This window comes from Pontibacter sp. Tf4, assembly GCF_014212495.1.
GTDB lineage: Bacteria > Bacteroidota > Bacteroidia > Cytophagales > Hymenobacteraceae > Pontibacter.
On the sequence record NZ_JACKZC010000011.1, the window covers coordinates 106,350 to 119,188 of the forward strand.

15 protein-coding genes are annotated in these 12,839 nt (G+C 48.3%); 8 read left to right on the top strand and 7 right to left on the bottom strand.

The genetic code is table 11. The features are described 5' to 3' along the window. Positions 1–156: 156 nt before the first annotated feature. The 4 genes from H7F15_RS17350 to H7F15_RS17365 all read left to right on the top strand — a co-directional run bounded on the left by H7F15_RS17350 (position 157) and on the right by H7F15_RS17365 (position 4,075). Complete coding sequence (locus tag H7F15_RS17350) at positions 157–1,923, top strand: APC family permease (RefSeq protein ID WP_185198262.1); 1,767 nt, start codon at positions 157–159, stop codon at positions 1,921–1,923. 393 nt (positions 1,924–2,316) lie between these two features. After that, positions 2,317–2,565, top strand: coding sequence for a hypothetical protein (locus H7F15_RS17355; RefSeq protein ID WP_185198263.1), 249 nt, complete (start codon positions 2,317–2,319; stop codon positions 2,563–2,565). 256 nt (positions 2,566–2,821) lie between these two features. Continuing rightward, a complete protein-coding gene (locus tag H7F15_RS17360) occupies positions 2,822–3,328 on the top strand; it encodes a phosphoheptose isomerase (protein WP_185198264.1) in 507 nt (168 codons plus the stop codon). A 135-nt stretch (positions 3,329–3,463) separates the two neighbouring features. Further along, positions 3,464–4,075, top strand: coding sequence for a trimeric intracellular cation channel family protein (locus H7F15_RS17365; protein ID WP_185198265.1), 612 nt, complete (start codon positions 3,464–3,466; stop codon positions 4,073–4,075). A 6-nt stretch (positions 4,076–4,081) separates the two neighbouring features. Here H7F15_RS17365 and H7F15_RS17370 read toward each other — a convergent pair whose 3' ends face one another. After that, a complete protein-coding gene (locus H7F15_RS17370) occupies positions 4,082–4,648 on the bottom strand; it encodes a WG repeat-containing protein (RefSeq protein WP_185198266.1) in 567 nt (188 codons plus the stop codon). A gap of 225 nt (positions 4,649–4,873) precedes the next feature. Between H7F15_RS17370 and H7F15_RS17375 the strand changes: the two genes are divergently transcribed. Continuing rightward, a complete protein-coding gene (locus H7F15_RS17375; protein WP_185198267.1) occupies positions 4,874–5,083 on the top strand; it encodes a hypothetical protein in 210 nt (69 codons plus the stop codon). A gap of 85 nt (positions 5,084–5,168) precedes the next feature. Continuing rightward, positions 5,169–5,669 carry a DUF4112 domain-containing protein gene (locus tag H7F15_RS17380; RefSeq protein ID WP_255481312.1) on the top strand — a complete coding sequence of 167 codons (501 nt, stop codon included), beginning with the start codon at positions 5,169–5,171 and terminating at the stop codon, positions 5,667–5,669. Here the strand turns inward: H7F15_RS17380 and uvsE are convergent. From uvsE to H7F15_RS17400, 4 genes are all read right to left on the bottom strand, one after another. After that, on the bottom strand, positions 5,664–6,557 hold the full coding sequence (uvsE, locus tag H7F15_RS17385; RefSeq protein ID WP_185198268.1) for a UV DNA damage repair endonuclease UvsE: 894 nt from the start codon (positions 6,555–6,557) through the stop codon (positions 5,664–5,666). The two genes, H7F15_RS17380 and uvsE, sit on opposite strands and share 6 nt — an antisense overlap. 51 nt (positions 6,558–6,608) lie before the next feature. After that, positions 6,609–7,259 (bottom strand): carboxypeptidase-like regulatory domain-containing protein, encoded by a 651-nt coding sequence (locus H7F15_RS17390; protein WP_185198269.1) that lies wholly within the window; start codon positions 7,257–7,259, stop codon positions 6,609–6,611. A gap of 196 nt (positions 7,260–7,455) precedes the next feature. Beyond that, positions 7,456–7,986 carry a hypothetical protein gene (locus H7F15_RS17395; protein WP_185198270.1) on the bottom strand — a complete coding sequence of 177 codons (531 nt, stop codon included), beginning with the start codon at positions 7,984–7,986 and terminating at the stop codon, positions 7,456–7,458. 176 nt (positions 7,987–8,162) lie between these two features. After that, positions 8,163–9,386 carry a metallophosphoesterase gene (locus tag H7F15_RS17400; RefSeq protein WP_255481313.1) on the bottom strand — a complete coding sequence of 408 codons (1,224 nt, stop codon included), beginning with the start codon at positions 9,384–9,386 and terminating at the stop codon, positions 8,163–8,165. 148 nt (positions 9,387–9,534) lie between these two features. On the opposite strand from H7F15_RS17400, the gene radC reads away from it, so the two are divergent. Further along, positions 9,535–10,251 (top strand): DNA repair protein RadC, encoded by a 717-nt coding sequence (gene radC, locus H7F15_RS17405; RefSeq protein WP_185198272.1) that lies wholly within the window; start codon positions 9,535–9,537, stop codon positions 10,249–10,251. A gap of 72 nt (positions 10,252–10,323) precedes the next feature. Beyond that, positions 10,324–10,686 carry a four helix bundle protein gene (locus H7F15_RS17410; protein WP_185198273.1) on the top strand — a complete coding sequence of 121 codons (363 nt, stop codon included), beginning with the start codon at positions 10,324–10,326 and terminating at the stop codon, positions 10,684–10,686. 39 nt (positions 10,687–10,725) lie between these two features. Here the strand turns inward: H7F15_RS17410 and H7F15_RS17415 are convergent, their stop codons facing one another. After that, positions 10,726–10,920 carry a YwbE family protein gene (locus H7F15_RS17415; protein ID WP_185198274.1) on the bottom strand — a complete coding sequence of 65 codons (195 nt, stop codon included), beginning with the start codon at positions 10,918–10,920 and terminating at the stop codon, positions 10,726–10,728. Between the two features lie 44 nt (positions 10,921–10,964). After that, complete coding sequence (locus H7F15_RS17420; RefSeq protein ID WP_185198275.1) at positions 10,965–12,812, bottom strand: pyruvate kinase; 1,848 nt, start codon at positions 12,810–12,812, stop codon at positions 10,965–10,967. Positions 12,813–12,839: the final 27 nt, after the last annotated feature.

The window sequence follows — 12,839 nt, forward strand, 5'->3', positions numbered from 1 at the left end:
ATGCCGCACCTTTCTGACGTGTACATGGAAACTATAGCAAACGCAAATACTATAAAGCCGCTGTAGCGCGTACAAAACTGTGTCGTATTTACATGGTAATTTTTTACATCTTCAGCTTACGGGCCGTATACTGTATGGTATTTTTATAAAGGCCTTATGCAGCAGGATTCATCTACCGCCGTGGCGCCATCGCACCCGCCTAAACTAAAAGAATTGGCGGCCACAGCCATTTGCGGTAACGACATTACTTCCTCTTGTTTGTATGTATCTGCACTGGCAATTATTTATGCGGGCCAGTATGCCTGGATCGCCTTGCTGATGGTTGGTGGCGTGCTGTTCCTGTTCCGGTCTATTTACGGGGAAGTGGTGGGGGCATTACCCTTAAACGGCGGGGCCTACAATGCCCTGCTTAACACTACCAGCAAAGCCACAGCCTCGCTGGCAGCCTGCCTCACGCTCCTGTCTTACATGGCTACTGCCGTTATTTCGGCCAGCGAGGCCATGCATTATGTACATCATCTCTGGGCCGGGCTCCCTATAGTGTTAGCAACTATCATACTGTTAGCTGTTTTTATGGGCCTTACCATCATGGGCATCGGCGAGTCTTCAGTTGTGGCTATCATCATTTTTATCACGCACATTTCCACGCTCACATTATTGGTGCTGGTAGGCTTTATTTACCTGTTTGGGCATGGGTTTGATACCCTGGCGTTAAACTATAGCCAGCCACTGAAGGGGAGTATATGGCAGGCGCTGTTTTTTGGTTTTGCAGCCGCTATGCTGGGAATTTCAGGTTTTGAGAGTTCGGCCAATTTTGTGGAAGAGCAGGCACCGGGAGTCTTCTCGAAAACGCTGCGCAATATGTGGCTGGCAGTCACCATTTTTAACCCGCTCACAGCTTTTCTGGCCATTGCTATTATTCCTATGGCAGCCGTAGCCGAAAACCAGACAGCACTGCTGGCCTATTTAGGAGAGGTTGCCGGCGGCCAGTGGCTTGCCATACTTGTTTCCGTGAATGCTGCGCTGGTACTGAGCGGTGCCGTGCTAACCTCTTATGTTGGAATGACAGGACTGGTACAACGTATGACGCTGGACCGCTGCTTACCCCAGTTTCTGCTGAAAATGAACAAGAAGGGATCTCCTTACCTCATTATCATCAGCTTTTTTCTGTTGTGCGTTTCTATCCTGTTCATTACGCGCGGTGACATTGGGGCACTGGCAGGCGTGTATACCATTTCCTTTCTGTCGGTGATGGCTTTATTCGGGCTGGGCAATATCCTGCTTAAATTCCGAAGAAACCGCTTGCCACGTCCGGTGCGTGCTTCCGCGCTAGTATTGTTTGTAGCTATAGTTGCAGTGTTGGCAGCACTGGTCGGTAACGCACTTTTAAACCCGGCCTATGTTTGGGTCTTCCTGAAATATTTTATCCCGACGGTATCGGTCGTATTTATAATGCTGTACCGGATCGAACTGCTGATCTTCCTGACCTACCTGGTGCGGCAGATAGAGCGGAAAATCAAAAAGAGGCTTCCCATCAATTCCCGCAAGATCATCCGTCTGATCCACGCTATCCGGGCACAGCAGTTTGTGTTCTTTACCCGGGGCGATAATATTGCCAACATCAACAAAGTGATGCGTTACATTGTGGAAAATGAGCATACCAACCGGCTGAAGATCGTGAATGTGCTCCGGGAAGGGGAGGTGCCACCCAAAAGATTGATGCACGAAGTAGAAGTGCTTGATCTAGCATACCCGGAACTGGAAGTCGATTTTATAGTTATGAAAGGACATTTCGGGCCGGAACTGGTACAGGAGCTTTCACGCAAATGGGGCATTCCCAAGAACTTCATGTTCATTGGCTCGCCCGGCGACCACTTTCCATATAGTTTGCAACAGATGGGTGGCGTGCGGCTGGTTATCTGATAAGAAGCAGGCTATAGTTGTAGTGGACTTTTAATGGGTACTCAGTAATTTTTATTCGGGCTATAATCTATAGTTTCAGCTAACTATAGTTTACTGTGCTTTTCCTTTATATGCTATAGTTGGTACGTTTCCAGACTTATAGTTCTGTTTCTCTCTAAGTGTACTTATCCTGTTTAGGTTGGGCTAAATGTGCCTGGATTTTGAAAGAGCCCAAGTTTGTCGTTTCGTTAATAATATAGGTCTTTTTAGCTTGTTTTCAGCTATAGATTGGAATTTCCTGTTTGTTAAATTCAATAATAAATAAAATAAATTATATATTATGAAACTTTTATACATGTGATAGGTTTAAGGGTGTATTGTATTATCAATATAAAACTATATATAACTACACTCATGAAACCCTTAAAAATCCTTTTGTTTTGCATTACGATGGCCATACTGGCTATCCCGCTTCATGCTGCCGCTGGCACCGGTCTGGCCTGCAGCAACAAATCTGCCGTTGCGGTAGGTGCAGGCATATTTAAATCTGCCAAAAAAGACTTCTACAACGATTCGTTGAAAAAAGCTGTTCGCAAAAAGAAACTTGCCAAAATGCACCGGCGCGAACTGCTTAAAAAAGCCCGTAAAGGCAGATTCAGTTAACCTGGCTTGGTGACAGAACATTTTTACTGCTTATACTATGCTGGTAAACCAGAAATCTTACCTTTGCGGTAACAAGGCCCGTCGTTTACAAAAATGGCGGGCCATTTAGTGATGTATACCAGACTCCGGATGCAGTGTCTGCTGTTACTGGGTTCAGGTAAACATTTAATAATCATATTCAGTAACCTAAAGCCTTGCGTGTAAGTATTGTTCTTTACTTATACACATTAGTTTACCCTTATAGAGCACCCTTATCATGATGAGTTTATTAGAAGATAAGCAGACGCTTTTCAGCGAAGTTGAGAAAGAGCTTACCAACCAGGGCTTTAGCATAGCAGACAAAGACCTGAACAGGCCTTGGGGCGGTTTTTTTGTGATCAACGAAGAGCAGGCTGCCCGCTTTGCAGAAGTGTATTTTAACCAGATACCTGTAGAAGACCTTAAAATTTCGGGCAAGCTGAGCCCCAAGATACTTATAGTTGCCCCGGAAAAACGCCTCTCGTGGCAATACCATCATCGCCGTGCCGAGATCTGGAAAGTACTGAAAGGTGAAGTAGGCGTTGTAACCAGCGATACCGACGAAGAAGGCGAGTTAAAGCGATTGCTGCCGGAGTCAACTATAACCCTGCACCAGGGAGAGCGGCACCGCCTGGTAGGCCTCAGCGACTGGGGCGTACTGGCCGAAATATGGCGCCACACCGATGCAGCCAACCCGTCTGATGAAAATGATATTGTTCGGGTACAGGATGATTTCGGAAGATAACGGCACAAAAGCAGAAGCCTCTGGTTCAGGGGCTTTTTTGTTGCCGGTACTATCCGGATAATGTGGTCAATAGGCCTGCGGCTGCACTTTTCGCCTTAACTCGCTATATTTACCGGATTTAATTTACCTGAGCCATTGGAAATACAATACATACTTGAACTGATTGGAACCTTCTTTTTTGCTGTATCAGGAGCGCTGGCCGTTGATGAAAAAGACCAGGACTGGTTTGGAGCTGCGTTTACAGGTTTTGTAACAGCCATCGGAGGCGGTACGCTGCGCGATATTCTGCTCGGCAGTTACCCGCTGGTCTGGATCAGGGATGTGCAGTTTCTCTACACTATTTTTATAGCAATCCTTTTCACAGCCCTTTTTTACAAGCATTTGCTGCGCCTGCGCCGTACACTGCTCCTGTTCGATACCATGGGAATATCACTGTTTACAGTAGTGGGCGTAGAAAAAGCGCTGAGTCTTGGGGTGCACCCGGTAATTGCTGCCATTATGGGCATGTTTACGGCCGTAATGGGTGGAGTCATCCGGGATACGCTTACCAATGAAACGCCGGTTATTTTTCAAAAGGAAGTATATGCCAGCGCCTGCCTGGCTGGTGCCTTTGTCTATATTGGTATGGCTAATTTAGAAGTGCATCGTACTACGTCGTTTCTGGTAGCTACCCTGCTTATCATTGTTATCCGGTTACTGGCTGTAAAATATAACCTGAGCCTGCCCAAGTACAAACGCTTTGGTTAAGCGGCCTTACTTTGCCCATGACATCGTTTTAAAGAGCCAGTAGTTAGCAGCTTTTTTGGAGGTGAGTACATACTGCAACGGAATGATCTGCTGGCCTTGCCGGTCAATCATGAAGACCCGGTTGTTTCGCTTCACTTCCAGCAGGCCGGCCTTAGTGCAGCGTATGCTCTCAAATTCCGGTGCAACCAACTCAGTGCCTGTTCTGTCAACAATTCCATACCCGTCTTCTTTCCGGATCAGGAAAAGGTCGCCTTTCAGGTGTTTTATCTGATCATAAACAGGAGGGATGATCTCTACGCCCTGTGTATTGATCATGCCATATTTACCTCCGGCTTTCACAATAGCTACCATCCTGTAAAAGGTCTGTGCATCATCGTAACGCGGTGGTACCACTTCTTCAAACGCGGTGTTCAGGTAACCAAATTTTCCTCCTGACGCTACAAGCAGCATCCCGTTGTAAAAATACCTGTCTACCTGGTCGTATTGTTTTTTCTCTTTCTCTTTGTCTTTCTGAGCAAATGAGTAACTATAGCCACTAAGGGCAAGCAGAAGAGTAATAGTGAAGGCACGCATATAAGTTGTTTTCAAGATCAGATCAGCAAGTTGGAGGCGAAAGTACAAAAATAAATAAATATAGGTTTATAAATATAGTAAATTCACTATGCTACAGTTATTAAATAAATTTTATCTGTTCTTGAATAAAACCAATAAATCAAATCGAAGTATAAAGTAACCTCAGTTTGTTTTATGTGCTATAGTTGTGGTTCGCAACTGTTTTAGCCCCTTTACTTTATACCTATGAAAATACTTCGACACCTTCTGTTATTTACCTTTATCTGTCTGCTGGGCGCTTCCTGCAACCCCATGAATGGACGAAAAGCCATAGTTGTGGATGACGACGGCCGCAGCATGCGTTTTGAGCGCAACCGCCAGGAGAGCCGCAACGACAAGTGGGATGCCCGCAAAAAGAAAAATTTTAAGCAGAACAAGTATAAGCGCCGCGACTAACGTGCTATAGTTTGGGTAACTATAGCTGCTATAGTCAGCAGCAAATTAAAGTATACTTTATAGCTATATAAGCGTATAAGCGGCTATGATGGAACCGCAGGAAATACGCTACAGCCGCACGCCGCACACCGAAAAACTGAAGTGGGTAAACCACATGGTCAAACTCATGGATAACCAGTTCAGGATTCCGGGCACAAATTTCAGGTTTGGGTTAGACCCTTTGCTTGGCTTGTTTCCGGTGGCCGGCGATCTGGCTTCGTTTGGGGTATCGGCTATGCTGGTGATGACCATGGCGCGACATGGTGCCAGCGGGAAAGTGGTAGCCCTGATGCTGCTGAACATAACCCTCGATACGATTATCGGGAGCATCCCGATTCTTGGCAACTTCTTCGACTTTTTCTTTAAGGCAAACCAACGCAATGTGCGCCTGCTTACCCGCCACTACGAGGAAGGCAAATACCAGGGCAGCGGCAAAGGTGTTATCCTTGGAGTTGTTATCGGAGTAATTGTGCTGTTTGTACTGCTGCTGTGGCTACTCTGGCAACTGGCCGAGTGGATCTATACGCAGTTAGCAACTATACTATAAACGGCCAAGGCTGCCTGCAACAGCTACTGCTTTCAGGGCACTGGCTTCTTTATCCTTTATTTCCAGCATAATATCCATGTCCAGCCCCTCGGTCTCCACTAAAAAATCGTGGAAAAGCTCTTCGGATATTGTTTGCACGTGTTTGCCTTTTCGCTCGGCAGGCGCCTGTGCGCTGTAGTCCATCATTAAAATGCCATCCCGGTCTGGTTGCCAGGTGCTGGCAGCAATCTCTACGGCTTCCCGCATCGGCTCTCCGTTGTTCACGCATTCGTGGTGCAGGTTATCAAAAATAATGGGCATGCCGGTTAACTCGTGCAGGCGCAGACAGTCCAGCAAACTATAGGTGCGGTCGTCGTTCTCTACACATAACCGGGCTTTCACGCTCTCAGGTAACCGGGTATGGTATACATCTGCAAAACGATCTATAGCTGAGCCTTTGTCGCCATAGGCCCCGCCACCGTGTATCTGTAGCCGGGCGGTGGTATCCAGTTCCATCAGGTCGAGGATGCTGGCCTGGTACACCAGTTCGGCAATGCTGTTGTTTACCGTCTGGGGGTTAGGGGAGTTGAGCACTACAAACTGGTCGGGGTGCATGGAAATGCGCATATTGTGCTGTTTGATATAGTTGCCCAGCTGCACAAACTGCTCTTTAAAATGCTCCTGCCAGTTATATTGATTTACCTCATGCGAGGCAAAAGGCACCAGATCTGAAGTGAGCCTGAAAAAATACAGCCCGTGCTGCACGTTATATTCCAGGATGCGCTGCAGACAGGTCAGGTTTAGCTGTACGGTCTCTATCAGCCGCTCATCGGAATACGAGGCCAGCCGGAAAGTGCGGGAAGAAGTGCAGTCCAGCGACTGGTTAATGCAGGGGTAGCCTATTTTCATGGTGCCGTTTTTTGCTTTAGCTAACTTACGGACATCAGATTTGTTTGGCTGTTACTGTTCTTTTTCTTCGTAGCCGGTGTTATCCTTAAAAAAGCGGTTATAGTTTTCCTGCTCCTTTTTCTGGCGCTCCAGTTCCTGTAAAAAATACAGCTCTTTCATTTTTCTCAGCTCCTTGCCCTCCCTCGAAAAAAGGTCATATAACAGGCTGATAGGCGTTAGCACCGTGGGTGGCGGTGGCGGAGGTGGTGGTGGCATTTTAGGCGCTGGCACGTACGCCGGATTTTTGACATAGTTAGGGTCCGGGCGGTTCATGTTGCGCAGGGCACGCTGTATCATTTCCTGCGAAGGGCGGTTGGTGATCTCCACTTCGCCCAGCATCACACTATCTTCCTGCATAACTATAGTTACGCGCATTTCCGAAACCGGCATGTGACGTGGCAGATATAGAATAGGCTTATAGCCAACGGCGCGTATCAATAAGGTGTCCTGAGGCGCAACATCTATCAGGAATTTACCTTCGGTGTCGGAGATAACTGCTTTGGTGGTGCCATAGCGTACAATGCCTGCGCCTGGCACGGGTGTTTTTTTATCGGGGCCGAGTACGGTACCACTGATTCTTACGTTGCGTTGCGCCAGCGCTGGTGCCCAGGTGAGCAACATCAGCAAAAGGATTAAGCCTGTAAGATTGAGATACCGGTGCATGTAACAGGTTGGGTGCAGTAGCAGGTTATAAAGGCTGCCTGTAATACGCCAAAGATGGTTAAAAAGTATGCCAGCTCCAAAATTTATAACTATAGCTATGCTGTAACTATAGTTCAGTAGCGTTCAGGCCAACAAAAAATCGCCTGCAAATTTTGGTTTGCAGGCGATTTCGCGTGTTTTCTGAGCTTGTAAGTTGTTAGTTGTCGTTATATGGAGTAAGCCGTTCTTTTTTCTTATCAGTTTTTTTGGTTGTGGCTTTGCCTTTGTTCGAATTCTGGATAGTCTGTTTATCTGTTCCTTCTGTTCTGGCAGGTTGTGTATCGGCTGTAGTTGTTTGCGGCATTGCGCTGTTTGGTTGCGTTTTGCCTGTCTGGTTGTTAGTGGTGGTAATGGTCTTGCTTGAGTCCATTGCTGCCGTTTTAGCAGTTCCCGGTGCCAGACCACCCATTCGCTCGGTAGCAGTAAAATGATAGAATTCTACAGGGTTGTTATGGGTATAGTAGTCTCTGACCAATTGCTCTGCCGACAGGTTTTGCTGAGCCGGGGTTTCAGTTGTTACGTTTGTTGTGGCAGCGGTGCCGGGTCTGTTATAGTTGTTCAGCTGGTTTGGTTCAACTCTATCATTTTCGTTGGCATCCGCTACTTCATACGTTGTACCTCTGTCTTCGGAGCAGGAAGCCAGCAACAAGGCTGTGGCGAGGCTTACGGGATATAATATCTTTTTCATCGTTTGTTTTCTTGCGTTTTACATAGGTGCAGCGCCAGTTGGCGTGATATCGGCGCCGGTGCGTCTGATTTTTTACGTGCAGTGCCAGGTAAAGTTAAACAGGCAGGAGTTGGCGGGCCCAAACAAAAACGGACCAACCCTTAGGAGCTGGTCCGTTGCTATAGTTGCTGTTACTGTCAGGCCTTCTTTAATTCGAACACGGTTATTTCCGGTAAAAAGCCTACACGACCCGGGTAGCCTAAAAAGCCGAGGCCTGTATTTACATACAGGTACTGGCGCCCTTTCTGGTACAGGCCTGCCCACTGCTTGTACACATACTGCACAGGGCTCCACTTTAAGCCGGGTATGTTTACGCCAAACTGCATGCCATGCGTATGCCCCGATAAGGTCAGGTCTATGTCGGTATATTTCTGGTTTATTTCGCCATCCCAGTGCGATGGGTCATGCGAAAGCAGTACTTTAAACGGTACCTTCTCAGTACCGGCATGAGCACTGTGCAGGTCTCCGTATTTCGGGAAGTTGGCGCGGTTGCCCCAGTTCTCCACACCAAGTATAGCAATCTGCTCCCCATCCTTTTCAATCAGGCGGTGCTCGTTCATCAGGAGTTGCCAGCCCATTTTGCCCTGTGCTTCCATCAGGTTTTGCAGGTTCTGCTTTTTAGCTGCCGCGCTGCTCCATGTCACGTAATCGCCATAATCGTGGTTGCCCAGCACAGAGTATACAGCTTTTTTAGCTTTGATCTGCTTCAGTGTGTCCAGGTGCGGGTATAGTTCGGTGGCAACGTTGTTCACCAGGTCGCCGGTAAAAAGTACCACGTCCGCTTCCTGTTTATTTATCAGGCGCACGGCTTCCTGCAACGGTTCTGTGGAGTGGAAGCTGCCGGTGTGCAGGTCTGTAATCTGCAGCAGTTTAAAGCCATCAAAGGCCTGTGGCAGGTTCGGGAATTTTAGCGTTACGCGCTTTACACGGTAATCATAAGCGCCCTTTACCATGCCATAAATAAAAGCCGAAAAAGGGACGGCCGCTACCAGAAGGCCCATCTGGCTCAGGAATTTATTGCGCGACGGATCAAACGCCGGTTCGGTGTTTACGGCATTCAGAGCCATTTTACTAATGCGCACCAGGTCATCTACAAACAGGAAAAGCACTACCAGCAGTTTACTGGCATACAGTATAAAAAAGATGTTGGTCAGGTATATTTTAACCTGCGAGGACGGGTGCCGTGGCGTGTTCGCAAAAATGGCAAAAACGACCAGTGCAGCTGCAAACAACGCCCAGTAAGCGATCCGGATGATTCGCTGGGTGTCGGGTGCAAGCCCCTGGGTTACGGTTTTCAGTGCCTGGAACACATACAGGTCTACCAGGAAAAGTATAAAAGCAAGTATTGCAAAAGAGATCATGCGTCGCATTCTGTAAAATCAAATCCGCCTGCAGGTGTAGCAGGCGGTAAGTACACGTTAATCGAAAATTTCAGGGCCATCCTTGAACTAAATGCATTGACTTAGACTTTCAGAGGCACCGCTTTTAATCAACAAATATTGTACCGACATGAAAGACGCTGACACGCTGACGGCCTACCGGCCTGCACTCAACATCAAGACATGGGCTGAAGAGGACCGGCCCCGCGAAAAACTGCTGCTGAAAGGCAAAGCGGCCCTCAGCGATGCCGAATTGATAGCCATTCTGATAGGCTCCGGTACCCCCAAATTAACGGCCGTTGATGTAGCCAAACTGATACTTGCTGCTGTCGGTAACGACCTGAACGAACTGGCCCGGCTAAGCGTGAAAGACCTGATGAAGCATAAGGGAATAGGAGAGGCCAAAGCCATAACTATAGTTAGTGCCCTGGAACTGGGCCGCCGGCGAAAAGAGACCGCCGCTGCTGCCAGAACGCAGATCACCTGCTCCACTGATATTTACAATTATATAAAACCGCAGCTGCTGGACCTGCCGCACGAGGAATTCTGGATCATTTTGCTGAACCGTGCCAATATCGTGATGAAAAAGGAAAGCATTAGCGCCGGCGGTGTTGCCGGCACCGTGGCCGACCCCAAGATCATCTTCAAAAAAGCGCTGGAGCAACTGGCAAGCTCCGTTATACTGGTGCATAACCACCCCAGCGGCAATACAAAGCCCAGCGCCGCCGACATTGCCCTCACCAAAAAGATGAAAGAAGCCGGCCAGTTCCTCGACCTCCCCATCCTCGACCACATCATCTTCACCGACAACGACTACTATAGCTTCGCCGATGAGGGACTGCTATAGTTTGGGAGTTTATGAGTTTAGGAGTTAGAGAGTTTAAGACTAAATGAGTTTATGAAGTGTGGGGAGGATAGAATGAAGAATTTTGATTTTGCAGAGCAGTTTAAAGTGCGCACAAAAATTTTTGCGTTACGTGTTATCAAGTTATTCCAGGCGCTGCCTAAGGATTCAGAGGCGCAAATCCTTGGCAAGCAGTTGTTGCGTTCTGCTACGTCAGTTGCTGCTAATTATCGTGCGGCCTGCAGGTCAAGGTCTAAAGCAGAATTTGCAGCTAAGATAGGCGTTGCGCTGGAAGAAGCCGATGAGTCATTGTTCTGGCTGGAAATGTTGGAAGAGTCAGAAATTATAAAACCGAGTCTTTTAGTTGCTTTAAAGCAGGAGGCATATGAACTCACAGCCATACTTGCCACCATCAGAAAGAACGCAGCTAAAAAATAAAGTTTCTTAAATAATCTAACTCATTAACTCCTAAACTAACTAACTCAAAACTTCTTTAACTCTCCCTACTTCGCCAGTCTCTAAGCGTACTTTAATGCCGTGGGGGTGGTTAGGGGAATTGGTCAGGATATCCTGCACGTAGCCTTCGGTAAGGTATCCGGTGCGCTGGTCTTCTTTCATTACAATGTTTACCCGCATGCCGGGCTTTATATTCGAGCGTTTTCTGCCATCCATAGTTATAGAGTTTCGTTTCCGTAAAAGTACGGGTTTATAGTTTATCAGGAGGGTGTTTGGCTGAGTTCCGAAATGTGCAGGCTGCGCAGCATGGATGTTTTTTTGAGTTGGTGGTCCTGCATGCGCTGCACAATGTCCTGCAACAGGGTAATGGCCTCGATTATATGCGGTCCTTTGTTCAGCATAATGCAGTCGGCGCGTTGGGCCATGGCAGCATCTGTGATCTCTGCCCGCGACGGCCTGCCTTTTTTCGCTAACGACTCCAGCACCTGCGTAGCCCATACTACCGGCATATGCGATGCCTCACAGATCCAGAGGATTTCTTCCTGTACTTCGGCCAGACGCTGCCAGCCACACTCCACGGCCAGGTCGCCACGCGCGATCATAATGCCCGCCGGGTACGACTGCATTACAGCCAGCAACAGGTATGGCAGGTTCTTGAAACCTTCTTTCGTTTCTATTTTAAGCATGATGGCCAGGTCCCTGGCTTTTAATTTATTCAGCTCAGCGCGCAGTGCATGCACCATAGCCGGGTAGTTGGCAAACGAAAGATTTACGATATCGGCATGGCGCGCTACAAACTTTAGGTCCTGTTTGTCTTTTTCTGTCAGGTCGTGCAGGTGTAGTTTGGTTTCGGGCAGGTTAATTCCTTTGTCAGCCCGCAACAGGCTGCCTTTCTCTTTGGCGAACGTGATTTTTACAAGCAGCTTATCCGGTTCCACTTCCGCCACTACGCCTTCTATAGCGCCGTCATCAAACAGGATCGGGTCGTCTTTTTTAACCTGGTCAAAAACTTCGGGCAGTGTGCAGGAAATATGGGCAGGTTTCAGAATGTGCCCGTTCTCATCAAACTGTGCCGGCTCCCCGGGCACCGGGTCGCGGTGTAGTACGAGCAGGTGGTCTTTCTTCAGCAGGATCGGAACCTCAATAGGAGGTAGTTCACCCACGGTAGTGGTGCGGCTGGCAATGGCTTTGGTCTCTACTTTCAGTTCGGTGCCTGTCGCGATGTAAGAAGTTTTAAGCAAGTGAGCCACCACCCCTTTCTTTTCCTTTCGGATGACGGATAGCGAGCGCTTGCGGCCGCGTGTATCGGTGAACTTTATCTTATCGCCTTCCTGTAGCTGGTTTACCCAGGCATCCTCTACAGGTAAGGTAGCATCCACCTTGGTGGTTGGCGGTGTGTTGCTGCCTGTAATCCAGACTATAGCCGGCGACGCTACCAGTCCCATTTCATTGTTCACAGGCCGTATCGCCATTACTTTAGGTCCTGTCTTCAGCTCCCCGGTACGCAGTTTCGGACCCATCAGGTCAAAAAGAATAGAGCAGGGAAGGCCTGTGGCACTTTCGGCTTTGCGTATGTTCCGGATCATGGCCAGCCAGGTGGTGGGGTTGTCATGCGCACAGTTTATGCGGGCGCAGTTCATGCCGGCTTTCAGCATACGTTCTACCAGTTCATAATCTTTTGCCAGGTCTGTAGAGAAAGTGACCATAATACGGGTCGTGCGGTTAGCAGGCAACGGACCTAACAGGCTTTCGGTGTGTTTCGTGAGTAGCTTCCGGTTTTCTAAAAATGAAACCGATAGTTTGTGCTCGATTGGCGGGCATTGCGCCAGGTGACACAATTGCTTCCGGATTGACTGCAGGCTTGCCAGCACATGCCCCTCGGCTCTCCCTAACGAGGACAGGCCTAATTGGGCCAGAGCATCCTGCAAACCACGGATGTCGTGTTGCCGCAACGCCAGGTAATGCAGCAGGTTACGGGCACTCTTCCGGAATTTAGGATGCACCTTCTTTATCTCTTCTGAGAACTTCTTTTCCAATGCCAGGGCATCGGCATGCAAGCCGTCTATCTGGGTTATAAGGGGCTGGTAGGTTGTTTCTCGCTTGGCCATACCTGTAATACTGTTTAAGCGCCTGCA